Here is a 23727-nt window from a genome sequence, read left to right on the forward strand (position 1 = left end):
TGCGCTGCGCGTACCGTTCAACGCGCCGCCGCGCGACGCGCCGCTGGCAGGCCGGCCAGTGCCAGCAGGGCAAAACTGCCGAACAGCCAGGGAACGGCGCGGCGTGCGCCTTCCAGACCACCCGGATCACTCAAACCTGCGGCATTGACGATGAGACCAGCCATCGCCGCACCCAACGCCATCGCATACAACTGCACCGTGGAAATGGAGGCGGAAGCGAGTGCGCCGTCCTCGGCGGGCACGCTGGACAGCAGGCTGCTCAGCAAATGCGGCCAGGCCAGGCCGATGCCAAGACCCACGCCCGCCATCGCCATGCACAGCAGTGCCAGCCCGATGCCATCGGCAAAGCCCTGCGTCTGTCGCAACATCAGGCCAAGCCATACGAGCGCCAAGGCCATCAACCATGGGCCGCTGCGCATGGCCCAGGCCGCGAAGCGCGCGCCACGTCCGGCGCTGATCATGGATCCAAAGCTCCACCCTCCCGCCATCACCGCGGTGAGATAGCCGGCCGCCAGCGGCCCGTGCCCGTGCACGACCTGCAGGAAATACGGCACAAAGATCTCGGCGTTACTGCCAATCACCAGCGCGGCCATGACCGCGTAGATCGCGCGAAGCCGGGATGGCTGGTAGGCCAGCGCAGGCAGCAGGCGCAACGAAGCGCGCCGATCCAGCCACGCAATGGGCGCCGCCAGCAACAAGCCAGCGGCGACACCCAGCACCTGCCACATAGCAGCATGGCTGAGGCTGGCCAACGAAATGACCAGCGCCGATAACGTCAGCAACAGCAGGCGCAGGCCAGGCAAGCGGAACGGCTCGTCGCTGCGCGCGCCGGCCGGCAGCCAGCGAATCACCACCACAGCCAGCACGGCGGCCACAGGCAGCAGCGACCAGAAGGCATCGCGCCAGTGGCCCCACTGCGCAAAGACGCCACCAATGGCCGGGCCGGACAAGGTGGCAATGCCCCACATCGCCGACACCAGGCCCATCGCCCGCGGCCACAACCCTGGCTCGAACACTTCGCGAATCAACACGTAAGCGAGCGACACCAGTACGCCGCCGCCAAGACCCTGCAACGTACGCCCGGCCAGAAGCGTCGGCATGTCACCCGCCATGGCGCAAATGACCGTACCCAGCACGAACGCCATCAACGACGACAGGTAGGCGTTTTTGCTACCCCATCGCCGCGCCAGCGGAGCGGCAGCGCTTGCGCCAACGATGGATGCGATCACGAACAGCGTGGTGTTCCACGCGTAGTACGCCATGCCGCCGATCTCGGCCACGGTGGATGGCATCAGCGTGGTAACCATGTAGATGTTGATGGCGTGCAATGCGGTGCCGCCGGCCAGCGCCAGGCAACGCGTGCCGTTGCGGCCGCTGAGCAATTCGCGCCAACTGGGAGATGTGGCGATGGTGGACATGAAACCTCGACAGTGCGCGCACGCGCGCCTAATATCCAAGAATGTCCTTGCATATTAGTCGAGACGGTCGGAATTAAACAAGAATGAACTTGGAAAATAGATCCGAGGCCACAGCCGAACGCATCCTGTTCCAGCTCAAGACCGTCGGCCCGCAAGGCACTGCGGCGCTGGCCGATGACCTGGGTCTAACCACGGAAGCCGTGCGCCAGCAGGTGCAGAAATTAGCGGAAGCAGGCCTGATCGCCGGCGAAGCCGAGCGCGGCAGTGGCGCCGGGCGTCCGCGCCAATGTTGGGCACTGACCCAAGCCGGGCACGCACGCTTCCCGGATACCCACGCACAACTGGCGGTCGAGCTGATCGATTCCATGCGCACACTGTTCGGTGACGCGGGCGTCGACCGCCTGATCGACGCCCGCCGCGACGACAGCCGGCGCCATTACATCGATCATCTGGGCAGCGCACGCACCACCGGCGAACGCGTTCGGCGCTTGGCCGAACTGCGCGAACGCGAAGGCTACATGGCGCGAGCGGAGCGCGACGGCCGCGACTGGCTGCTCATCGAGGACCACTGCCCCATCTGCGCGGCGGCCCGCGCGTGCCAGGGCTTTTGCCGCAGCGAGCTGATGTTGTTCCAGGATGTGCTCGGCCCGGAAGTGCAGGTCACACGTGAACAGCATCTGCTGACGGGTGGACGACGCTGCACCTACCGCATCACCCGCCGCTGAAGCCGTCGGTCGCCCCGCCATCGCGCCGCACAATGACCTTCGACACTGTCGGCTGACTGACGTCGCTCCCTAGCCTCAGCATCGGGGCCACGTGTCCCGTGTATACGACCGGATGCGCACAGCGCGTCCCTATTGGGAGATTCCATGAAGAACCGCATTGTGAAACCGCTCGCGCTTGCCGTGGGCCTGAGCCTGTGCACCGCTGCACTGGCCGCCCCCTCCGGCTCCTTCGACGTGAAGGAACTGGACACCGGCAAGAACGTCTGTAACGACTTCAACGGCTTCGTCAATGCGAAATGGCTCGCCGCCAACCCGATTCCCGCCGACCGCACACGCTGGGGTTCGTTCGATGCGTTGCGCGAAGACAGCCTGAATGTGCAGCACGGCATCGTGGATAAAGCCGCCAAGGATGCCGCGACCGCCAAACCCGGCTCTATCGAGCAGAAGATTGGCTACTTCTATGCCTCGGGCATGGATGAAGCTGCCATCGAGAAGGCGGGCTTTGATCCCATCAAGCCCGAACTGGCACGCATCGACGGCCTGAAGAGCGGCAAGGACATCGCAAGCTACATCACGGAAAACTACGCCAAGGGCAACCCGGTGGCGTTCCGTTTGTATGGCAACGCGGACTTCAAGGATTCCAGCCGCCAGATTGCCTACGCCAACCAGGGTGGCCTGGGCTTGCCAACCGCCGACTACTACAGCAAGCCGGATTTCGAAAAGATCCGCACCGAATACGTGGCGCACATCGCCCGCACGCTGCAACTGGTCGGCGTGAGCGACGCGGATGCGCAGAAGCAGGCCAAGACCGTGATGGCGCTGGAAACCCGTCTCGCTGCTGCCTCACTGGTGCCCACCGAACTGCGCCAGCCGGAAAATCGCTACCACTACATCAGCATCACCGATGCCGACAAAGTAACGCCGCACTTCGAATGGGCTGCGTTCTTCAAGGCCCAGGGTGCCGATGTGAAGGACGGCTTCTCGTTGTCACAGCCGAAATTCTTCGCCGAGTTCGACAAGATGCTGGCCGACGTCCCGGTGAACGACTGGCAGGCCTACCTGCGCTTCCACGCCATCGACGCGGCGTCACCGTACCTGTCCAAGCCATTCCAACAGGAAGATTTCGCCTTCAACGCGCAAACGCTCAACGGCCAGAAGGAAATGAAGTCACGCTGGAAGCGCACGCTGGACAGCGTAGAAGGCGGCATGGGCATGGCATTGGGCCAGCTCTATGTGACACAGACCTTCTCACCGGAATCGAAAGCGCGTGCTGAACAATTGGTCGGCGATCTGCGCGCCGCCTACAAGACGCGCATCGAAAACTTGCCATGGATGAGCGACGCCACCAAGAAGAAAGCGCTGGAGAAGTGGGCCACCTTCACGCCCAAGATCGGCTACCCGGACAAGTGGCGTGACTGGAGCGGCCTGACCATCAAGTCCGACAGCAGCTACTTCGAGAATGTGCAGGCCGCCGACCAGTTCAACTACGCCTACATGATCGGCAAGATCGGCAAGCCGGTGGACCGCACCGAATGGGGCATGACGCCGCAAACGGTGAACGCGTATTACAACTCGCTGAAGAATGAGATCGTGTTCCCCGCCGCCATCCTGCAGTCGCCGTTCTTCGACGCCAAGGCGGATGATGCACTCAACTACGGCGGCATCGGCGCGGTAATCGGCCATGAGATGGGCCACGGCTACGACGACCAGGGCAGCAAGTTCGATGCGCAGGGCAACAACGTGAACTGGTGGACCGACGAAGATCGCAAGGCTTTCGAAGCGCGCACCGATCTGCTCGCCGACCAGTTCAACCACTACGAAGCGCTGCCTGGCAAGTTCGTCAACGGCAAGCTGACCATGGGCGAGAACATCGGTGACCTCGGTGGCCTCAACGCCGCGTACGACGCGTTGCAGATGGCGCTCGCCCGCAACCCGGCCGAAGCGAAGAAGAAGATCGACGGCTACACGCAGGACCAGCGCTTCTTCCTCAATTGGGCGCGCGTATGGCGCGGAAGCATCCGTCCAGAGGCACAACTCACCTTGCTCAACACCGATCCGCACGCACCGGCGCAGTTCCGCGCCATTGGTGCACCCTCGAATATGCTGGCGTTCGCGCAGGCATTCCAATGCAAGGCCGGTGACACCATGGTCCGCCCGGCCGATAAGCAAGTGAAGATCTGGTAACCATCGTTACCGATCGTCTGAAACAAAACGCCGCGGTCATACCGCGGCGTTTTGTTTTCTGCGTAAAGCGTGGCTCGCCAATCATGCCCAGCCAGCCGCATTTGGAGTGAGCTCACGAGGCACCGATCATCCCTCGCTCGTGAGAGCGATGCGTCGCAGTAACAAAGGTTGGCAACTACAAGCTGAGAATATTTAGCGTCACGGTGCCCGACAAACTCGTCACACCCTGCGGAGTGAAGCAGGCGCCGTCCACAATATCCTGAAAGTCTGGCAAGACCACCACCAGGGTAGCGGTACTCCCCCCACCAACACCGGACATCACCGTCCCCGTGAATGTCGCTGTCAACGTTCCATCAACGGCGATCGCATCCACCACCTCCGTGTAATTCACCACACTCTGGCTGCCGTTGCTCCAGTAGTAGGTTTCCGTTGTGTTCGTCGGCTGGAGAGTCGCCGCGATGTCACAGTCCACAAGAAAATTCCCCTGCACCGTGGATGTTCCACCATTCAAGTTGGATGGCACACCGATCTTTACCGGACAACCGGTGAGATTTTGCGTAGCTGCGAATTGTACCGTTCGCTCCGTATCGATTATTCCGGGAGTGAACGTATAGGCTGTGGAGCCCGTACACAGCACCTCCAAGACAGCCGCATTCGCAACAGGAGCGAAACCCATGGCCAGCAACCCCACCACGAGAGAAACTGCACCAACGATCATGGATCGGAAGAAACCTCGAATCGCAAAAGTACTCATGACAGCACCTCCAGCGAAGGGAAATATTCGATCACTTGCCCATTACCAACCCTGCGACAACTCGGCCGCGCTCACCTTTCCACATTAAGTGTCGACCCAAACCAAGCGACTGGCGCGCAGATGCAAGCGGACAGGCATGACGCGCTCACCCACCAGAAGCGAAAGAGAACACCGTGCAACGTTGAATCAATCACGATGCAATTTCCCCACGGAATGGCGCAAGCCAAAGCCCAGGGCGAAAACCGTGGATCTCAAACGCAAACAATATTTGGACGTCTCTGATGACGAGACGAACGAACCCGGATATCTCTGACGCCCCTTATGCCCAACATCCTCTGGGGCACACTCACTAGCAGAGCACAGGATGCGTTAACGCCCAGTCGCCGCTACGTGGATATCCACCATCACCGTATGCGCATCCACTGACGTTGAACATGGGCATCACAGACGGAGATGCCGAAGATCGTAGCAACCATGACGGGGGAAATTACCAACCACTTCACCGTATTCCTACGCACTCATGCGCCCCCCCAAGAGTGCGACAGGCAATCACACCAGTCGCTTGCGCATTTCCATCAATGCCGTGATGTACGCATCAACTTGTTCGCAGGCGTTATAGAACGCGAGCAAGACACGCAACAGCGCAGATGCTCGCGGACTTTTTATTTCCGAAGCTCACCAACTGCCGGAAGCGCCACCGCCACCCGAACTGCCTCCGCCACCTGAATAACCCGACGACGACGAACCAGAGCTACTGCTACCCGAACCGCCGCGCCTTCTCCGGCTCTCCGTACCCACCAAGCCAGCGCCAGCAGGACCGGTCCAGGTGATCAGCTGTCCAAGGGTTGGCGGCCATGCTTCGACGGCGGATTTGCGCTTGCCCGTTCCACCGTGCTCGTATTCATAGCGCATACGCCGGCGACGCCAGAGCATCGCCACCAGCACATGCGTGGCATACGCCAGCACCACCGCCCACCACGGCCAGACCAGCAGCAACAGCGGCAAGGTGAGCGGCCCAAGCAGGAACAGCATCCACCAGCTTCCGCCTTCCTTCGACATCCACGCGAACAGCAAGCAGAACAACAGCACACCCACCATGAACCAGCCGGCGCCGGACTTCCAAAAGCCCATGCGCGCGATCACCTGATTCGGCGTTTCCTGCGGCGGCGCTGCCGCTGCGGATGCATCCCCATCGAGGACGCCCAGTACACCGTCCACACCCGATTCGACGCCAGCGACATAGTCGCCATCCGCGAAATGCGGCCGCATGCGCTCACGGATAATGTGCGAACTAGCCAAGTCGGTAAGCGTGCCTTCCAGCCCGTAACCCACTTCGATGCGCATGCGGTGGTCATCTACAGCCACAACGATCAGGACACCGTTGTCCACGCCCTTCTGGCCCAGCTTCCACTGCGCGAACACGTCGTTGGCGTAGCTTTCGATGTCCTGCCCGTCCAGGCTGCGGACCGTCAGCACCACCACCTGCTCGCCGGTGCGCTGTTCGTGCGCCGCCAGCTTCGCCTCGATAGCGGACGCATCCTTGCCCAGCACGTGAGCATCGTCGTTCACTCGCCCCTGCAAGGCCGGCACATCGGTGGCGTGAAGCTGGAAAGCCAGCATCAGCAACAGCACGCCAAAAACATGCCGTACATGGCGAAACGTAGAGATTTTCAAGGCAACTTGCTCCATGTCATCCATTTCCATGCGTGCCAGTGAACGCGCCAAGCATACCGCTGCCTCGGCAGAACTTCAGATGCATCCGGGTGATACGTTCCATTGGCGGGACTATAGTCGCGCAACGCCCCTTCCTCAGAACACTCTATGAAAATCATTGCCGCAACGCTGCTCGTTCTCGCCTTGTCGGCCTGCGCCACGTCATCGCCGACGCCAGAGCACAACGATACGAAGCCATCCATCGGCATGGCCAACCCGGCCTCCGTGGCCTGCATCAAGCAGGGCGGCAAGCTCGACCTGCGGCAGGACATGGCAGGCAACGTCAGCGGCATCTGCGTATTCCAAGATGGCAGGCAGTGCGAGGAATGGGCTTTGTTTCGCGATAACCAATGCGTGATGCCCGACAAGAAGCCGTGACGCAAAGACAACACGGTGAATGAGTTAGGGCAGCAGCCGCTGCAGCGCTTCAAACGTCCGGTCGACATCGTCCATGGTCGTGCGCCAGTTGCAGATCGCTGCGCGCAGGATAGGTTGGCCATGCAGGGACGATGGCGATACATAAGCCGTACCATCGGCATGCAATGCCTTCTGCAGGCGGGCAATGGCCGCTGCATTTGCATCCACTGGCGCGAAGCACACCACGTTGAGCCGCACGGGTGCCGCCAGGCGCCAGCGTGGATCACCCGCGATCAGTTCGCCCAGTCGCTTCGCCGCCCCACAGTTGCGCTCGACCATCTCAGCGTAACCATCGCGGCCGTAGGCCTGCAGGGTCATCCACAAGGGAAGCGCGCGGAAGCGTCGTGAGTTCTCCGGCGCAAGGTGTAGGAAGTGATCGGGTATCGGCTCAGGCACGGGCAAGTAGGCCGAATGGTTCTGAAAGACTTCCAACTGCAGCGGCAGGTGCGCGGTGTAGGCAATGGCACAGTCGTAAGGCACGTTAAGCCATTTGTGCGCATCCACCGTCACCGAGTCCGCCGCTTCGATGCCCGCCATCAGCGTACGCCGAGGCACTGATGCCGCGGCCACGCCACCGAACGCCGCATCCACATGCAGCCAGAAACGATGCTGCCGCTTGAGTTCTGCCAACGCGGCCAGATCATCGAAATCGACCGTATTTACCGTACCTGCACTCGCGACCACGATGCTCGGCTGGTCGCCACGCTCGCGCAGCAGTCGTGCGAGCTCATCTACCCGCAAAGCCTCACGACCATCCTGCTGGGGAATCACATGGATGGCATGGCGACCCATGCCCGCCATGCTCAACGCCTTGAGCGTGCTCGAATGTGCACTGCCCGCGAACACCGGCACCGGCGGCAGGCCGTGTAAGCCCTCCGCAGCGACGTCGCGACCGTACTCGTGCCCCACCCATTGCCTTGCCATCGCCATGCCAACGTAATTGGCCATGGTGGCGCCGGTCACGCAGGTGCCCGTCCAGGCCGAAGGCCAGTCGAGCAACTGCCGCAGCATATCCACCGCCTGCAACTCGATCACTGACGCGCAGGTGTCGCCGTTGCGCTGCGTGTTCTGGTCGTACGTGCTGACCAACCAGTCGGCCGCGAGCGCCGCAGGCGTGCCGCCGCCGGTCACGAAACCGAAGTACCGCGCTCCTGGGCTACCCGAGAGCATCGCATCGTAGTCTCGGTGGAACTGTTCCAACGCTTCGAGTGCACCCATTCCCTGCTCGGGCAGCACAACATGCGCGGACACGTCGCGCGGCAGGCTGGCCGCCACGGGCCGCTGGTCGAGTCCATCAAGGTAGGCGCCTGCTAGCTCGCGCGCGCGATCGAGGATCGCGTCCATCGCGGCGAGGTCATTCTTCAGGTGCGTGTGCATGCGATTCCTTCGTAGCCAGTGACATCCCTGCCCTTGCTGCGCTTACATCAGCAGCTTGCGCACCTTCAGCAACGCCGTGATGAATGCATCCACTTCCTCGCGCGTGTTGTAGAACGCGAGCGAGGCGCGCAGCGTGGCTGGCACTTTGAAGAACTGCATCAGCGGATGGGCGCAATGGTGACCCGAGCGCACAGCCACGCCCTGCAGATCCAACAGCGTAGCGAGATCCGTAGCCTGCGCACCCTCGATCAGGAAGGAAATAACCGGCTCCTTGTCCAGCGCTTCGCCGAACAGGCGCAGGCCGGGAATATCCCGCAGCCGCTCCGTCGTGTAGGCAAGCAACTGCTGCTCCCACGCGTGGATGGCGTCGAAGCCGATCGAATCGTAGTAATCGATGGCAGCACCCACACCGGCGAAGCCAGCGATATTCGGCGTACCCGCCTCGAACTTGTGCGGCGGGGCGGCGAAGGTGGTGCCGGAGAAACTGACCTCGCGGATCATCTCACCGCCGCCGAAGAACGGCGGCATGGCTTCGAGATGCTCCTTGCGCGCCCACAACGCACCGGTGCCGGTGGGCGAAAGCATCTTGTGACCGGTGAAGGCATAGAAGTCGCAACCGATCGCCTGCACGTCTACCGGGCGGTGCGGCACAGCCTGTGAACCATCCACCACCAGCGGGATGCCGCGCTTGCGGCATTCGCGGGCAATTTCACGCACGGGGTTGACCGTGCCCAGCACGTTGGACACGTGCGTGACACAAGCCAGCTTCACGTCGGGCGTGAGCATCTCGAAGTATTTCTCGAGGATCAGTTCGCCGCGATCGTCGATAGGTGCGGCCTTCACGGTCGCACCCGTGCGCGAGGCGACGATCTGCCACGGCACGATGTTGGCGTGATGTTCCATCACCGTGGTGAGGATGCTGTCGCCTTCTTTCAGACGCGGCATCGCATAGCTGTAGGCGATCAGGTTCATAGCCTGCGTCGTGCCCGAGGTGAGGATCACCTCGTTGCGCGACGTCGCATTGACGAAGCGCGCCAGCTTATCGCGGGAACCTTCGTAGGCCGCGGTGGCTTCCTCGCCGAGCAAGTGCACGGCGCGCGACACGTTGGCGTTGCGCAACCGGTAGTGCTGGTCCACCGCTTCGATCACGCTCAACGGCTTCTGGCTCGTATTCGCGTTGTCGAAATAGATCAGCGGCTTGTCGTGCACGGTGCGCGACAGCAGCGGGAAGTCCGCGCGGACGCGCTGCACGTCGAAAACGGTGGGGCTCGGTCGGGTCTGTGCGTTCATCGTGATCCTTTCGCCAAGATGCCGTCGCTCGCCGCTCAGGCGGAGGGAAGGTGTGCCATCAGCTGCGTGTTGATGTGTTCGCGCAGCCCATCGTCCGCCAGCCCGCCGAACACAGCGCGGCAGAACGCTGCCGTGAGCATGGCGCGCGCTTCGGCCAACGGAATGCCACGCGAGCGCAGGTAAAACAGCGAACGCTCGTCAAGCTGGCCAACGGTGGCGCCGTGCGCAGCCTTCACTTCATCCGCGTAGATTTCCAACTCGGGTTTGGTATCGATCTCGGCCTGGCCGGACAACAAGAGATTCTTGCTGCTGAGGCTGGCATCGCTGCCATCCGCGCCCGCGGCCACCACGATGGCGCCGCGGAATACGCCGCGCGAACGCTCGTCAGCTACGCCCCGCCATACCGATTCGGACGTCGTATTCAACGCCTGGTGACGAATCGACATCTGCGTATCCATGTGCTGCCGCCCGCGCAGCGTGAACACGCCGCGCGTATCCAGCCGCGACTTGTCGCCCGCCAGCACGGCATGCAGGTCATGGCGCACCAGCGAACCGCCGAGTTCCATCGCGTACAGCGCCGCGTGCGCATCTGCATCGAGGTGAATGCTGTCGTGGCGCACCAGCGTGCTGCCCTCCGACGCGTCCTGCAACGTCACATGGCGCAACTTGGCACCCTGACGCAGCACGATGTCGGCCACCTGCGTACCCAGGTCTTGCTGTGCGCCGGACGACACATGCTGCTCGACGAGCGAAAGCTCCGCGCCTTCGCCCAGTTCGATCACATGACGCACGTGCCATGCCAGCGGGCCTTCAGCCGGTGCACCGATGAACAGCAGACGCACGGCCTGCTTGATGTGGATTCCTGCAGCGACGCGCAACACCACGCCGTCGCCGGCCAGCGCCGCGTTGAGGCGTGCAAAGACGTCACCGCCCTCGCGATAGTGCCGTGACAAGGCGAAGCGCAGCGGTTCGGCATCACTCTGCAGTGCCTGCGATAGCGGCTGCAGGCTCAAGCCTTCCGGCAGTGGGTCGACGCGCGACAGATCGGGGCGGAACACACCGTTGACGAAGACCAGCGAGGGGCCGTCGACACCGGGCAAGGCAAAATCTTTCACGTCGATGGAACGCGTGGCCGCCTGCGCGTCGCCCGGCGCAAACCGGCGCTGACCCAGCGCACGGAGCGCGGTGTACTTCCAGGCCTCCATGCGCGTGTCCGGCAGGCCACCGGCGGCGAACGCCTCGAGATTCTCGCGACGCGCGGCATCCAGCCAGCCGATGCCGCTGCCCGGCAGGCGTGCCTGCGCGGCAGCCTCCAGCAGCGAGTCGACGAAGGGCGTGCGCTGCGGCTCACTCATGCTGAGGCTCCAGTCAGTGCGGGGTCCTTGTCGTTCACCCACGCATAGCCCTGCTCTTCCAGCTTCAGCGCCAGCGTCTTGTCACCGCTCTGCACAATGCGGCCGTCGGCCAGCACGTGTACGAAATCCGGCTCGATATAATCGAGCAAGCGCTGGTAATGCGTGATGACGAGGAAACCGCGTTCGGCCGAACGCAGTGCATTCACACCCTGCGCGACCTGCTTGAGCGCGTCGATGTCCAGACCCGAATCGGTTTCGTCGAGGATCGCCAGCTTCGGCTCCAGCACGGCCATCTGGAAAATCTCGTTGCGCTTCTTCTCGCCACCCGAGAAACCTTCGTTCACCGCGCGGTGCAGCAGCTCGTCGGAGATCTGCATGATTTTCAGCTTCTCGCGCACCAGCTTGAGGAACTGCATGGAGTCCAGTTCCTTCTCGCCGCGCTGCTTGCGCTGCGCATTGAGCGCGGCGCGCAGGAAGTAGGTGTTGTTCACGCCCGGGATTTCCACCGGATACTGGAAGGCCAGGAACACACCGGCGGCGGCGCGCGCTTCCGGCTCCAGCGCGAGCAGATCGACGCCGTTGAAGGTCACCGTGCCTTCGGTCACTTCGTAACCGTCTCGGCCCGAGAGTACGTTACCCAGGGTGGACTTACCGGCGCCGTTGGGCCCCATGATCGCGTGCACCTCGCCCGGGTTCACGGTAAGCGTGAGGCCCTTAAGGATGTCCTTGCCCTCGACGCGGGCGTGCAGGTTCTCGATCTTCAGCATGGTGGTTTCTTCAGTTGGCGGCGCCGTGGCGTCGCAGTTTCAAATGGTGGGTTTGGGCTTGCCGTGATCGCGCGAAGCGGGATCAGCCGACCGCGCCTTCCAGCGACACTTCGAGCAGCTTCTTCGCTTCCACCGCGAACTCCATCGGCAGTTCGCGGAAGACTTGCTTGCAGAAGCCATCGACGATCATCGACACAGCGTCTTCCTCGCCGATGCCGCGGCTACGGCAGTAGAACAGCTGGTCATCGGAAATCTTGGAGGTGGTGGCTTCATGCTCGACAATGGCGGTCGGGTTCTTCACCTCCATATACGGGAAGGTGTGAGCGCCGCACTTCTTGCCGATCAGCAGGCTGTCGCACTGCGTGTAGTTACGCGCGCCCTCAGCACCCTTCTCCACCTTGACCAGGCCGCGATAGCTGTTGGAGCTACGCCCGGCACTGATACCTTTGGAGACGATCTTCGACTTGGTGCCCTTGCCGATGTGGATCATCTTGGTGCCGGTGTCGGCCTGCTGGTGATGATGCGTCAGCGCGACCGAGTAGAACTCGCCTACCGAGCGATCACCACGCAGCACGCAGCTGGGGTACTTCCAGGTGATGGCCGAGCCGGTTTCCACCTGCGTCCACGAGATCTTCGAATCGTTGCCGCGGCAGTCGCCGCGCTTGGTGACGAAGTTATAGATACCGCCGACGCCATTCTCATCGCCTGGGTACCAATTCTGTACGGTCGAATACTTGATCTGCGCTTTTTCCAGCGCGACCAGTTCAACGACAGCCGCATGCAACTGGTTTTCGTCGCGCATCGGCGCGGTACAGCCTTCCAGATACGACACGTAGGCGCCGTCTTCGCACACGATCAACGTGCGCTCGAACTGCCCGGTGTTGATCGCATTGATACGGAAATAGGTGGACAGCTCCATCGGGCAACGCACGCCCTTGGGGATGAACACGAACGAGCCATCGGAGAACACGGCGGAGTTGAGCGCGGCAAAATAATTGTCGCCCACGGGAACCACGCTGCCGAGGTACTGCTGCACCAGCTCAGGATGTTCGCGGATGGCCTCGCTCATGGAGCAGAAGATCACGCCCGCCTCGGCCAGTTCCTTGCGGAAGGTAGTACCCACCGACACCGAGTCGAACACGGCGTCGACCGCCACACCCGCGAGCTTGGCGCGCTCGTGCAGCGGCACGCCGAGCTTGTCGTAGGTTTCCAGCAGTTTCGGGTCCACCTCGTCCAGCGATTTCGGGCCGGATTTCGGCGCGGCGTAATAGCTGATGGACTGGTAATCGATGGGCGACAGATTGAGCTTGGCCCAATCGGGCGTGGGCATGGTGAGCCAATGGCGATACGCCTTCAAACGCCATTCGGTCATCCACTCCGGCTCTTTCTTGAGTGCGGAAAGCTGACGCACGATGTCTTCGGACAGGCCGACCGGCAAATATTCCGTCTCGATGTCCGTGGTGAAACCGGCTTCGTAGCGACGACCCAGCGCTTCGGCAACTTCAGCGTTGTCGCGAAGTGTCGTGGCGGAAAGATCACTGCGTTCGGTGGTTTCGGTAGTCATGGCATTCTTCGTGTCGTCGTGCGCGGTCGAGGGTTGCGTCGTGTTCATCCGATCGGATGGATTTCGATGCGACGACTGGGTGGTTTGAGCATGTCGGACAGGCTGACGGCGCGAAGGGCGCTGTCTACGACGCTGTTGACGTGTTGCCAGTTAGCGCGCACGCCGCATTGCGACTCGCGCTCGCACTGGCCTTCGGCGAGGCTGCATTCGGTCATGCCGATGGGGCCTTCCAGCGCTTCGACGATCTGCGCGAGAGTGATTTCCCCCGCCGGACGTGCCAGGCGGTAGCCGCCGTTGACGCCGCGAAAGGACTCCACCAGTCCGGCATGGCCGAGCGACTTCAGGAGCTTGCTCACGGTGGGCAGCTCCAGACGCGCCTCATCGGCGATCTGCGCCGTGCTGAGCACGTCGTCCGGGTGGGCAGCGATGCAAGTCATCACCACCGTGGCGTAGTCGGTGAGTCGGCTGACGCGGAGCATGGGGAATCGGCCAGGGAGACTGCGGGAATCGGTACCAAAATGGTACTGATTAATGCCTCGGGGGTCAAACCGCGGCGTCGCACCAAATACGGGATTCCGCCGCGCCTTGATGCCCTGTTTGCGGGCAATGCGAGACGCCAACGCGCGAAGTGCCCGCCTCTCCCCACTGTCATCCCTGCGAAGGCTGCGATCCAGCGCCCGTCACAACCCATTGAAGGCGCTGGATTCCCGCTTTCGCGGGAATGACGGTGTGGGGCCTCGGGCGACGTCAGCCGGTCCCCTGGCACGCATCCTGCTGCACCGCGACATATCGACCGCACGGGGAGCGCTGGGGATGAAGTGGATTACGGCCATCATCAAACCGTTCACGCTGGACGATGTCCGCCAAGCGCTAACGGAAGTGGGCGTGACGGGTATGACCGTCACCGAGGTGAAGGGTTTCGGCCGCCAGCACGGACACACCGAGCTCTATCGGGGGGCCGAATACGTGGTGGATTTCCTGCCCAAGCTGAAACTTGAAGTGGCAGTGGCAGACGAACAGCTCGACCGAGCGGTGGAAGCCATCATCGGCGCCGCGCGCACCGGCAAGATCGGCGACGGCAAGGTATTCGTTAGCGAGCTGGAGCAGGCCATCCGCATTCGCACGCAGGAGGTCGACGTCGATGCGCTCTGACCCCAAGATGGGCAAGACCCTGTTCGCCGTATCCGCCCTGCTAGCCTCTTCCCCGTTATGGGCGCAGGCAGCTGAAGCACCCACGCATATCGACAGCGGCGACACCGCATGGATGCTCACCGCCACGGCCTTTGTGCTGCTGATGACCATTCCCGGCCTGGCGCTGTTCTACGGCGGCATGGTGCGCGCGAAGAACCTGCTGTCAGTGTTGATGCAGTGCTTTGCCATCACCGCGCTGGTCACGGTGCTGTGGATGGTTTACGGCTATTCGCTGGCCTTCAGCACCGAAGGCATGCAGGTACACGTAACCAATCTGCATTCATTCGTCGGCGGACTCGATCGCGTCATGCTTGCCGGCCTGAAACCGGACTCGCGCTACCAGACGGTGCCGGAAAGCGTGTTCGTGATGTTTCAGCTCACCTTCGCCATCATCACGCCGGCGCTGATCATCGGCGCCTTCGCTGAGCGCATGAAGTTCAGCGCGCTGCTGTGGTTCAGTGGCCTGTGGCTGACCATCGTCTACCTGCCAATGGCGCACATGGTATGGAGCGGCCCGGGTTCGTTCCTTGGCGACCTGGGCGTGATCGATTTCGCGGGCGGCACCGTCGTGCACATCAATGCCGGTATCGCAGGCTTGGTGGCGTGCCTGGTGATAGGCAAGCGCCGCGGCTATCCGAACGTGCCGATGCCGCCACACAACCTGGGTTACACCGTGATGGGCGCCAGCCTGCTGTGGCTGGGCTGGTTCGGCTTCAACGCTGGCTCGGCCGTGGCCGCCAACGGTAGCGCGGGCATGGCGATGCTGGCGACGCAGGTAGCCACCGCCGCCGCGGCGCTGGGCTGGTTGTTCGTCGAGTGGATCGTGCACGGACGCCCCAGCGTGCTGGGCATTGTCTCCGGCGCGGTCGCCGGCCTCGTCGCGGTGACTCCGGCGGCCGGCACCGCCGGACCGGGCGGCGCACTGGTGCTTGGCCTCATCGCGGGCGTGGTCTGCTTCTTCAGCGCGACGCGACTCAAACACAAACTCGGCTATGACGATTCGCTCGATGTATTCGGCGTGCATGCCATCGCCGGCATCGTCGGCGCGTTGCTTACCGGCCCGCTCGCCTCACCGAAACTAGGCGGATTTGGCACGGTGGAATCGCTCTGGGGGCAGCTGTGGATCCAGGCCAAGGGCGTGGGATTCACGGTGATCTGGAGTGCGGTGCTCAGCCTGGTGATTCTCAAGCTGATCGATTGGACGCTGGGGCTGCGTGTGGATGACGAGCAGGAGCAGGTTGGCCTGGATATCTCGCTGCACGAAGAGAAAGCATACAACCTGTCGTAAATGACAGGTTCATGGCCCCTCTCTCCCCTGTCTGGGGAGGCGGATGCGGAGAGAGGGGCCGCCTTCTGGTTGGCCGGTGCGCCTACAGTTCGTGCTTAGCTGCCGCTAAGCTTTACGGCATCGCCCTTTGCAACATGCCATGACCTCCGCTTCCGAACGCGCCGCCGCACGACTGGCCTGGACCCGCGCCACCCTTGGCGACGCCACGCTTGAACTCTCCTCCGCCTCCTCGGACGCCAGCTTCCGCAGCTACTGGCGCGCGGAGCGCGGCGGCAAGACCTGGGTCGTGATGGATTCCCCACCGGCGCAGGAAGATCCTCGCCCTTGGCTCCATATCGGCGAACGCCTCGCGTCAGCCGGTATCCACGTCCCCAAGGTGTATGCCAGCGATCTCGAACAAGGCTTCTTGTTGATCGAAGACCTCGGCACACACCTCTACCTGCCTCGGCTAAACGATGAAACAGCCGACCCGCTTTATAGCGACGCGATGGATGCGCTTCTGCTCATGCAAACGCGTGTCGAGCATGCCGATCTGCCGCCGTTCGATCACGCCATGCTGATGAAGGGTTTGGAGGTGATGCCGGAGTGGTTCCTGCAGCGACACTTTGGCTACACGCCGACTTGCGGTGAGTGGGATGTGCTGGAGGCGGCGTTCACCACCATCATCCATAACGCGCTTGAACAGCCGCGTTGCTTCGTGCATCGCGACTATCACAGTCGCAACCTGCTCATCGTGGATCACAACACGCCGGGCGTGATCGACTTTCAAGGCGCGTTGTCGGGCCCGATCACCTATGACCTGGCGTCGCTGCTGCGCGACGCGTATGTCGTATGGCCGCGCCAGCGGGTGGAAAACTGGGTGGAGTCGTACCGCGGGAAGCTGCTGCACGCCGGCGTGATCGATGCCACCACGACGCGCAAGCAGTTCCTGCGCTGGTTTGATCTCACCGGACTGCATCGCCACGTGCGCGTGCTCGGCCAGTTCTACCGGTTGTGGTATCGCGATGGAAAGCCCGGCTATCTCGCCGATGTGCCGCGCGTGTACGACTACATCATCTCCGTCGCGAGCAGTTATCCGGAGCTGGCTGACTTCGTCGAACTACTGAAGCGACACGCAGAAGGTCATGACCTGACGCAGGTGAACGCATGAGGCATGCACTGATCTTCGCGGCGGGCCTAGGCGAGCGCATGCGTCCGCTCACCCATCACACGCCCAAGCCCTTGCTGACGGTGGGTGGCAAGCCACTGATCGAATGGCATCTGGAGAAGCTCGCCGCCATCGACGTGCGCTATGTGGTGATCAATACCTCACATCTCGCTGACCAGTTTCCCGAGACGCTGGGTGACGGCTCGCGCTGGGGATTGCGCATCCGCTATGCCTACGAAGGACCTACGCCGCTGGAAACCGGCGGGGGCATGCTCAATGCGCTGGGCTTGCTCGGCCCCGAACCTTTTATCGTCATCAGTGGCGATGTGTGGACCGACGTTCCTTTCGCCACCCTGCCCGTCGAGCCTCGTGGCGCAGGACATCTGCTGTTGGTGGACAACCCGCCGCATCATCCCGATGGCGACTTCGGACTCGATGCGCAGGGTTTGATCCATGACGACGGCGCACCGCGCCTCACCTACAGCGGCATCGGGGTATTTCGCCGCGAACTGCTCAACAGGTGGCAGGACGTTATCCATGACGCTGGATCGCAGCAGACGCCGCCCCGCTTCAAGCTGAGGCCGCTGCTTGAACGAGCCATCGCCCGCCAGGAACTCAGCGGCAGCCACTATCGCGGCGCCTGGACCGACGTGGGCACCGCAGAACGCCTGCGTGAACTCGACGAACGTCTACGCCGCTGAGGCAGCCGGCTGAAAGGTGGCCAGCGCAAAATCCTGCCGGTTGGATGCCACCGGACGTGGGCGGTATCCTGAAACCGCCCGGTTCTGTAGAGCGCCCCACGCTTTCTCCCACCTGCAGGACCGCATACGTTTCCTCGCAAGGTGTCGATGATGTCTGAACTGTGGTCCCATCTGGTCAGCTGGTTCGCCAGCCATGGCGTGCTGCCGGTGCTGCAGTTTCTGCACCTGGAAGGCCTTGCCGGCGACCCGAACGACATCTCCGCCTCGCTACTCATCGCTGCGTTCCAGCTCTGCGTGATCGGTCTCATCTTCCGCCCGCTGGAAAGCATGGTGCCGGCGGAGAAATGGGAAGACCGCAAGCTCACCAAGGTCGACTTCCAATACACCGTGATGATGCTGGTCGGCATCTTTCCGATCTTCAGCTTCCTTATCCTCACGCCCATCGCCAACTATTTCGGCGGCCCCGACACCGGTCCCAGCGACGCCAGCGCTTCGCCGCTCGCCATCACGCACTGGCTGCCGTGGTTGAAGCAGCATCCGTGGCTGCTGTTCGGTTGCTACTACGTCATCTACGACCTGGTGTACTACTGGATGCATCGCCTACAGCACGCGCTGCCCTGGTGGTGGGCGCTGCACAGCATGCACCACAGCACGCGCCAGATGAGCTGCTGGACGAACGACCGCGGCAGCCTTATCGACGGTTTCATCCAGTCGATGATCCTGGCCTGCGTCGGCATCGTGATGGGCGTGGAGCCTGAGCAGTTCGCTTGGCTGGTGTTGATCGGCGAGTTGGTGCAGAACTTCTCGCATGCGAATGTACGCATCGCCTTCGGCCCGGTGTTCAACCGCCTGTTGGTGTCGCCCAAGTTCCATCGCCTGCACCACATGCTGGTCGATCCCACGCGCCCGAACCTGCACAACTGCAACTTCGGTCAGGTGTTCTCGATCTGGGATGTGATCTTCGGCACCGCGCTGTACAACGAGCCGCTGCGCCCCACCGGCGTGGGCGACCCCATGGTGGACGACGACAATAACCACGGCCTCGTCGGCCTGCATTGGAATGCGGCCAAGCGCTTCTGGGGCGCGGTGCGTCGTCCGGCCGGCTGGAAGTTCGGTGAGGTCGCGTTCGGCCCGGATTACCGCCCGATACCCGTGGATCAGCTCGATCTGCATGGGTTGGCCCACCACGTACTGCAGCCGGCGCACACCAGCGAGCCGGCGGACAACGGCATCGATACCGTGACCGAGTCCGCCACCACCGCCTGAGGCGGCCGTGTAGAAGTCCTCAGCGCTGCTTGCGCTGCGGACGCTGCCTCCCGGCCACGGCAGCCGTCCCGTCGTCGCCGGGAAATAGCCGCGTCGCCATAAAGTCGACGAACACTCGCACCCTTGGCAGCAAGGTGCGCCCGGAAGGCCACACCGCCCAAAATTGTCCGTGGTCAGTGATGTGGTCGGCCAGCACCGTTTGCAGCGCGCCATCGCGTATCGCATCACGGGCGAGGAAATCGGGCATGTAAGCAAGGCCATGCCCGGCGAGAGTGGCCGCCAGCACGGCCTCCATGTTGTTGCACACAAGCGACGGGCGAAGGCGCAGCGGCCCATCTGTGGCAACGCCCCACTCCATCAATTTGCCCGTGGTGACGAAGCAATAGCGAATGCAATCGTGTCGCTCCAGATATCCAACCGACAGCGGCGTACCGTGTTCGCGAAGGTAGTCCGGCGAAGCACACAGCACGAAACGGAATGGCCCCAACCGCCGTGCTGCAAGACGCGAATCAGCCAGAGTGCCACTGCGGATGGCGACATCGATGCCTGCTTCAACCAGATCGACCAGTTGATCGCTGCAATCGAGATCCAGCGTGATTTCCGGATAGAGATCCCGGAAAGCTTTCAGATGCGGCAGCAGAAAGCGATAGCCGATGGCCGGCACGCTGACCCGTAACTGCCCCCTCGGTGCCTGCACCGCGCGTGTCATCTCCGCTTCGGCATCCTGCAGTTCGTCCAGGATTCGTCGGCAGCGCTCGAAGAACACCATGCCCTCCGCGGTGAGCCGCACCTTGCGCGTGCTGCGCAGGAACAGGCGCACGCCCATCGCCTTTTCCAGCCGGGCAATGCTTTTCCCGATAGCCGACGACGACACACCCAGTGTCCGGGCCGCGCCTGTGAAGCTCAGTGCCTCCGCGCTACGAACGAAGGCGACGATGCCCGTCAGGCTATCCATGCAGGGTTTCCATTAGAGACATACGCTCCGTTATAAGCGGACATCAAGGCCAATTATCAATGGATTAGGTAGTTCATAGCATATACCGGCCCGCCAAAGCCTCATGGCTTACGCCCACTCTTTCGCACAACGCCGGGACACTCATGAACGCCCCACACTCCATCTCCTACCCATCCGGGCGAAGTCAGCGCCTGGTATTGGCTTCGGTTTGCCTCGCCGCCATCGTGCTGCCCCTGAGCTTTTCCGGTGGCGCCATCGCAACACCCGACATCGCCCGTCAGCTCGGCGGCACGTCGGTCGCCCTTACCTGGGTGACCAATGCCTTCATGCTCAGCTTCGGCAGCCTATTGATGGCTGCCGGAGCGCTGGCCGACCAATACGGCCGCAAGCGCGTATTCGCCGCCGGCATGGCGTTGTTCGTGCTCAGCTCGATCCTGCTGGCTCTCGCACCCACCGTGTTCTGGCTGGACGTGTTGCGTGCCATGCAAGGCGTCGCCGCAGCGGCGGCACTTTCAGGCGGCTCCGCCGCGCTCGCGCAGGAGTTCGAAGGACACGCGCGGACCCGGGCCTTCGGCCTGCTGGGCACCAGCTTCGGCCTGGGCCTCGCCTTCGGTCCCGTGATCGCGGGATCGCTGATTGCATGGCTCGGATGGCGTGCGATCTTCGCTTTCATTGCCGTTATCGCTGGCGTGGCCATGAGCTTCGGCCTGCCCCGCATGCGCGAAACCCGTGATCCCGCCGCAGCGGGATTGGACTGGCCCGGAACGCTTTGCTTCACCGCGATGCTGGTACTGCTGACCTTCGGCATCATCCAGGCGCCGATCGCCGGATGGAGCAGCCCGTTGATCGTGGCGCTGCTTGTCGGTGCCGGCGTGTTGCTGCTGGCTTTCATCATGATCGAGGCACGCGTCGAGCGCCCCATGCTGGACCTGTCGCTGTTCCGATATCCGCGCTTTATCGGCGTGCAGATGCTGCCGGTGGGAACGTGCTACTGCTACATCGTGCTCGTCGTGTTGCTGCCCCTTCGCCTGATTGGCATCGAGGGCTGGGGAGAAATGCGTGCGGGACTGTTCATGCTCGCGCTCTCCGCGCCGCTGTTGTTCATGCCTCTGGTGGCATCGCGGCTCGCCCATCGCGTATCGCCGGGCCTGCTGTCCGGGCTCGGTTTTCTGATCGCCGCCGCTGGCCTTATCTGGCTCGCCCGAACCTCGTTCGCAGGCGATGCGCTTCCGATACTGCTGCCGCTTTTCCTCATCGGATCAGGTGCAGGCATCCCCTGGGGCTTGATGGACGGCCTTGCCATCAGCGTGGTCCCGAAAGAGCGCGCTGGCATGGCGACCGGCATCTTCAGCACCACCCGCGTGGCAGGCGAAGGCATCGCACTGGCCAGCGTCGGCGCCATGCTCGCGTGGATCATCCAGTCCACGCTGTCCCATACGTCGCCGGGCCTGTCGCAGACGTCGATGGCAGCCGCCTCCCAACAACTAGCGACGGGAGAACTGCGGATGGCATCCAACCTGCTCCACCCGATACCTGCTGCAGCCATCAAGCTTATCTATGCCGACGCGTTCCATGTGTTGCTCCTGGGATTGGCCGCGATCACCGTTGGCTGTGCGATCACCGTCTTCTGGGTGATTGGCGCACCCGAGGCTCATGGGTCGATCTCAACAACGCGTCGTGAAGCTACGGATACTTCGTCGTGATGATGGACGTCCAAACTAAACGCGCTCGCCATGCACTTCATGCGACGGGATACCACGCATAACCGTTATCGCCCGCATCAATCCGACCCAACCCAGGAAAAGGCGCGTGAGCCGCGGCGACGATATCGCCCCGGTGGCATGCTTCGGCAAGAAAGGTGGCGCGAGTCATTCTCGCCTGCGCCGGCTCGCTGTCGTAGCAGACCGTTACATCGGGATCGGCCAATTGCACGGATGCGACATGGAACAAGTCGCCACAGAAAACGACATCCCCCTCGTCAGTGCGCAACCGATATCCCGTGTGACCTCCGGTGTGTCCTGCCAAAGGCTCCGCCGTCAGGCAGTCGCCCCACGACGCTCCCGGATCAAAAAGCCGGTAACGCCCTTCTGCCTGATACGGCGCCAGGATCTGGCGTGCGTGTTCAAACGTCGCACGTACGCTTGCATCCACCGCCGCAGGATCGCCAGCGCCCAACCAGAAAGCGTCTTCCTCACGCGGCACGTGGATCACCGCGCGCGGAAACACGGCCACGCCATTTCGCGTCAGGCCACCGATGTGGTCAGGATGAAGATGGGTCACCAACACCGTGTCGATCTGCTCAGGGCGCAGCCCTGCCGCCGCCAGCTGCGCCGACATGTCGCCGAGCGTTGCGTCTTGCAGGTCGCCGGCGCCTGCATCGACGAGCACGCGATGCGTGCGGTTCTCGATCAGAAAGGCGTTGACGTGACTGCTAACCACCTCGCCAAGGCAGGCGCGCTCCAACAAGGGTTGCATGGGCGTCTCGCCATCACGCAGAACCTCATGAACGGACAACGCGAAATAGCCATCGCACAGCGCCGTTATCGTCGTGCCACCGAGATGGAAGCGATGGAAACCCGTTATGCCGATCGGATGGTCCTGCTGCGAACCGGATGGCAAGAACACAGCATAATCGTCACTGCACATCATGGAAGCTCCTGAAGAAAGGAGCCCTAGCCTGCACGCCATCATGCCTCGCGCACACTGACACCGACGTGGGTCAGCCCTTCATGGATGTTCGGGAGTGCTGCCGTCAGCAGGCCCCAACAGGCGCACCGCGATATCCGCCAGCGCACGCACCCCGCCCATGCTCCGCAGATCCTCGTGGTAGCCCATCCAGATGTATCGCGACGGCGGTGCATCGCCCAGGTCCACGCGGGTCAGCCCGCTCGTCGCATCGCCAACAGCGTGCGGCAATACGGCCAGCCCCGTGCCTTGCTGACACAAGTGCGCCTGTAAGGCCCGATGGTTGGAGACCACCACGGGCCGCGCATGCGGGAGCGTCGCGCGCAGCCAATCCGTTTCCGGGTAGCTGTGTTCGGATGTATCCATGACGATGAGGTTTGTTCCCCGGCCGTCGCCGCGCTCGATCCGCGACTGATCGTTTCGCGCGTACAAACCGTAGTCGATGCGCAGAAGCTGGCATTGAACGACGCCGGGCTCATCGAAAGGCACCACGCGGAACACGACGTCCGCCTCGCGGCGGGATAGGTCGAAGCGCCGCGAACTCACCATCAGTTCCGGCACCACGTCGGGGTGCTCGCGCCGCAGCGCATCGATGACGGGCGGCAGAACATAGGTAGCGAACCAGTCGGCCGAGGAGATGCGCAACGGACCCGGTGTGCCGTCGTCACCCGCCAATCGACGCTGGAAGGCCATCGCCGCGCCTTCCATCTCCTCCGCCAGCGCAAGCACTCGCGCGCCGGCTTCCGTCAGAAGAACACCGTTGTCGTGCCGCTGGACCAGCGGTTGGCCCACGTCGTCTTCAAGCGCGCGAATTCGCCGCCCGACGGTGGGATGGCTGAGCTGCAGGGAACGCGCAGCGGCTCCCAGTGACCCTTGGCGCGCCACGGCGAGAAAGATGCGAACGTCACTCCATTCCATGCCCAGACTCCT

General features: G+C 62.8%; 21 protein-coding genes. 9 read left to right on the top strand and 12 right to left on the bottom strand.

Annotated elements, in window-relative coordinates; translation table 11 throughout:
- Positions 1-17: 17 nt before the first annotated feature.
- Positions 18-1418 carry an MFS transporter gene (locus DYST_RS08950; RefSeq protein WP_239951399.1) on the bottom strand — a complete coding sequence of 467 codons (1401 nt, stop codon included), beginning with the start codon at positions 1416-1418 and terminating at the stop codon, positions 18-20.
- A gap of 89 nt (positions 1419-1507) precedes the next feature.
- On the opposite strand from DYST_RS08950, the gene DYST_RS08955 reads away from it, so the two are divergent.
- Both DYST_RS08955 and DYST_RS08960 read left to right on the top strand, forming a co-directional pair.
- Positions 1508-2143, top strand: coding sequence for a helix-turn-helix transcriptional regulator (locus DYST_RS08955; protein WP_239951400.1), 636 nt, complete (start codon positions 1508-1510; stop codon positions 2141-2143).
- A 144-nt stretch (positions 2144-2287) separates the two neighbouring features.
- The gene (locus DYST_RS08960) at positions 2288-4327 is read left to right on the top strand and encodes a M13 family metallopeptidase (RefSeq protein WP_239951401.1); all 2040 of its coding nucleotides are present in this window, start codon (positions 2288-2290) and stop codon (positions 4325-4327) included.
- 175 nt (positions 4328-4502) lie between these two features.
- Here DYST_RS08960 and DYST_RS08965 read toward each other — a convergent pair whose 3' ends face one another.
- Both DYST_RS08965 and DYST_RS08970 read right to left on the bottom strand, forming a co-directional pair.
- The gene (locus DYST_RS08965; RefSeq protein ID WP_102301335.1) at positions 4503-5081 is read right to left on the bottom strand and encodes a hypothetical protein; all 579 of its coding nucleotides are present in this window, start codon (positions 5079-5081) and stop codon (positions 4503-4505) included.
- Positions 5082-5756: 675 nt separating this feature from the next.
- Positions 5757-6755, bottom strand: coding sequence for a TPM domain-containing protein (locus DYST_RS08970; RefSeq protein ID WP_239951402.1), 999 nt, complete (start codon positions 6753-6755; stop codon positions 5757-5759).
- A gap of 147 nt (positions 6756-6902) precedes the next feature.
- Here DYST_RS08970 and DYST_RS08975 point away from each other — a divergent pair, with 147 nt between their 5' ends.
- On the top strand, positions 6903-7172 hold the full coding sequence (locus DYST_RS08975; RefSeq protein WP_239951403.1) for a putative hemolysin: 270 nt from the start codon (positions 6903-6905) through the stop codon (positions 7170-7172).
- Between the two features lie 24 nt (positions 7173-7196).
- On the opposite strand, the gene DYST_RS08980 is transcribed toward DYST_RS08975, so the two are convergent.
- The 6 genes from DYST_RS08980 to DYST_RS09005 all read right to left on the bottom strand — a co-directional run bounded on the left by DYST_RS08980 (position 7197) and on the right by DYST_RS09005 (position 14043).
- Positions 7197-8588, bottom strand: coding sequence for a pyridoxal phosphate-dependent decarboxylase family protein (locus tag DYST_RS08980; protein WP_239951404.1), 1392 nt, complete (start codon positions 8586-8588; stop codon positions 7197-7199).
- Positions 8589-8630: 42 nt separating this feature from the next.
- Positions 8631-9878: a cysteine desulfurase gene (locus DYST_RS08985; RefSeq protein ID WP_102301331.1), complete on the bottom strand. Its 1248-nt coding sequence runs from the start codon at positions 9876-9878 to the stop codon at positions 8631-8633.
- A gap of 35 nt (positions 9879-9913) precedes the next feature.
- On the bottom strand, positions 9914-11233 hold the full coding sequence (gene sufD / locus DYST_RS08990) for a Fe-S cluster assembly protein SufD (protein WP_239951405.1): 1320 nt from the start codon (positions 11231-11233) through the stop codon (positions 9914-9916).
- Complete coding sequence (gene sufC / locus DYST_RS08995; RefSeq protein ID WP_199046533.1) at positions 11230-12000, bottom strand: Fe-S cluster assembly ATPase SufC; 771 nt, start codon at positions 11998-12000, stop codon at positions 11230-11232. The genes sufD and sufC overlap by 4 nt, the downstream gene beginning before the upstream one ends.
- 82 nt (positions 12001-12082) lie before the next feature.
- The gene (sufB, locus tag DYST_RS09000) at positions 12083-13564 is read right to left on the bottom strand and encodes a Fe-S cluster assembly protein SufB (RefSeq protein ID WP_239951406.1); all 1482 of its coding nucleotides are present in this window, start codon (positions 13562-13564) and stop codon (positions 12083-12085) included.
- A 44-nt stretch (positions 13565-13608) separates the two neighbouring features.
- Entirely contained in the window at positions 13609-14043 is a 435-nt protein-coding gene (locus DYST_RS09005) for an SUF system Fe-S cluster assembly regulator (protein WP_102301328.1), read from the bottom strand.
- Positions 14044-14377: 334 nt separating this feature from the next.
- Between DYST_RS09005 and DYST_RS09010 the strand changes: the two genes are divergently transcribed.
- The 5 genes from DYST_RS09010 (at position 14378) to DYST_RS09030 (ending at position 19157) form a co-directional block, all read left to right on the top strand.
- A complete protein-coding gene (locus DYST_RS09010; RefSeq protein ID WP_074547766.1) occupies positions 14378-14716 on the top strand; it encodes a P-II family nitrogen regulator in 339 nt (112 codons plus the stop codon).
- Positions 14706-16043 (top strand): ammonium transporter, encoded by a 1338-nt coding sequence (locus DYST_RS09015; RefSeq protein ID WP_239951407.1) that lies wholly within the window; start codon positions 14706-14708, stop codon positions 16041-16043. The genes DYST_RS09010 and DYST_RS09015 overlap by 11 nt, the downstream gene beginning before the upstream one ends.
- A 139-nt stretch (positions 16044-16182) precedes the next feature.
- Positions 16183-17193, top strand: a complete 1011-nt coding sequence (locus DYST_RS09020) for an aminoglycoside phosphotransferase family protein (protein WP_239951408.1) — start codon at positions 16183-16185, stop codon at positions 17191-17193.
- Positions 17190-17891: an N-acetylmuramate alpha-1-phosphate uridylyltransferase MurU gene (murU, locus tag DYST_RS09025; protein WP_239951409.1), complete on the top strand. Its 702-nt coding sequence runs from the start codon at positions 17190-17192 to the stop codon at positions 17889-17891. The genes DYST_RS09020 and murU overlap by 4 nt, the downstream gene beginning before the upstream one ends.
- Before the next feature lie 147 nt (positions 17892-18038).
- Positions 18039-19157 carry a sterol desaturase family protein gene (locus tag DYST_RS09030; protein ID WP_239951410.1) on the top strand — a complete coding sequence of 373 codons (1119 nt, stop codon included), beginning with the start codon at positions 18039-18041 and terminating at the stop codon, positions 19155-19157.
- A gap of 19 nt (positions 19158-19176) precedes the next feature.
- Here the strand turns inward: DYST_RS09030 and DYST_RS09035 are convergent, their stop codons facing one another.
- Positions 19177-20112: a LysR family transcriptional regulator gene (locus tag DYST_RS09035; RefSeq protein WP_239951411.1), complete on the bottom strand. Its 936-nt coding sequence runs from the start codon at positions 20110-20112 to the stop codon at positions 19177-19179.
- Positions 20113-20255: 143 nt separating this feature from the next.
- Here DYST_RS09035 and DYST_RS09040 point away from each other — a divergent pair, with 143 nt between their 5' ends.
- Entirely contained in the window at positions 20256-21815 is a 1560-nt protein-coding gene (locus tag DYST_RS09040) for an MFS transporter (RefSeq protein WP_239951412.1), read from the top strand.
- Between the two features lie 37 nt (positions 21816-21852).
- On the opposite strand, the gene DYST_RS09045 is transcribed toward DYST_RS09040, so the two are convergent.
- Both DYST_RS09045 and DYST_RS09050 read right to left on the bottom strand, forming a co-directional pair.
- Positions 21853-22761: an MBL fold metallo-hydrolase gene (locus DYST_RS09045; RefSeq protein WP_239951413.1), complete on the bottom strand. Its 909-nt coding sequence runs from the start codon at positions 22759-22761 to the stop codon at positions 21853-21855.
- 78 nt (positions 22762-22839) lie between these two features.
- On the bottom strand, positions 22840-23715 hold the full coding sequence (locus DYST_RS09050; RefSeq protein WP_239951414.1) for a LysR family transcriptional regulator: 876 nt from the start codon (positions 23713-23715) through the stop codon (positions 22840-22842).
- Positions 23716-23727 lie beyond the last annotated feature (12 nt).

Origin of the sequence: Dyella terrae (assembly GCF_022394535.1) — a bacterium.
Taxonomy (GTDB): Bacteria; Pseudomonadota; Gammaproteobacteria; order Xanthomonadales; family Rhodanobacteraceae; genus Dyella.

Coding starts and splice junctions, on each gene's coding strand:
- DYST_RS09030 (WP_239951410.1), top strand. CDS start 18,039: ATGATGTCTGAACTGTGGTCCCATCTGGTCAGCTGGTTCGCCAGCCAT.
- DYST_RS09045 (WP_239951413.1), bottom strand. CDS start 22,761: ATGATGTGCAGTGACGATTATGCTGTGTTCTTGCCATCCGGTTCGCAG.
- DYST_RS09010 (WP_074547766.1), top strand. CDS start 14,378: ATGAAGTGGATTACGGCCATCATCAAACCGTTCACGCTGGACGATGTC.
- DYST_RS08980 (WP_239951404.1), bottom strand. CDS start 8,588: ATGCACACGCACCTGAAGAATGACCTCGCCGCGATGGACGCGATCCTC.
- sufC (WP_199046533.1), bottom strand. CDS start 12,000: ATGCTGAAGATCGAGAACCTGCACGCCCGCGTCGAGGGCAAGGACATC.
- DYST_RS09050 (WP_239951414.1), bottom strand. CDS start 23,715: ATGGAATGGAGTGACGTTCGCATCTTTCTCGCCGTGGCGCGCCAAGGG.
- sufB (WP_239951406.1), bottom strand. CDS start 13,564: ATGACTACCGAAACCACCGAACGCAGTGATCTTTCCGCCACGACACTT.
- DYST_RS09005 (WP_102301328.1), bottom strand. CDS start 14,043: ATGCTCCGCGTCAGCCGACTCACCGACTACGCCACGGTGGTGATGACT.
- sufD (WP_239951405.1), bottom strand. CDS start 11,233: ATGAGTGAGCCGCAGCGCACGCCCTTCGTCGACTCGCTGCTGGAGGCT.
- DYST_RS09020 (WP_239951408.1), top strand. CDS start 16,183: ATGACCTCCGCTTCCGAACGCGCCGCCGCACGACTGGCCTGGACCCGC.
- DYST_RS08965 (WP_102301335.1), bottom strand. CDS start 5,081: ATGAGTACTTTTGCGATTCGAGGTTTCTTCCGATCCATGATCGTTGGT.
- DYST_RS09040 (WP_239951412.1), top strand. CDS start 20,256: ATGAACGCCCCACACTCCATCTCCTACCCATCCGGGCGAAGTCAGCGC.
- DYST_RS08985 (WP_102301331.1), bottom strand. CDS start 9,878: ATGAACGCACAGACCCGACCGAGCCCCACCGTTTTCGACGTGCAGCGC.
- murU (WP_239951409.1), top strand. CDS start 17,190: ATGAGGCATGCACTGATCTTCGCGGCGGGCCTAGGCGAGCGCATGCGT.
- DYST_RS09035 (WP_239951411.1), bottom strand. CDS start 20,112: ATGGATAGCCTGACGGGCATCGTCGCCTTCGTTCGTAGCGCGGAGGCA.
- DYST_RS09015 (WP_239951407.1), top strand. CDS start 14,706: ATGCGCTCTGACCCCAAGATGGGCAAGACCCTGTTCGCCGTATCCGCC.
- DYST_RS08975 (WP_239951403.1), top strand. CDS start 6,903: ATGAAAATCATTGCCGCAACGCTGCTCGTTCTCGCCTTGTCGGCCTGC.
- DYST_RS08960 (WP_239951401.1), top strand. CDS start 2,288: ATGAAGAACCGCATTGTGAAACCGCTCGCGCTTGCCGTGGGCCTGAGC.
- DYST_RS08950 (WP_239951399.1), bottom strand. CDS start 1,418: ATGTCCACCATCGCCACATCTCCCAGTTGGCGCGAATTGCTCAGCGGC.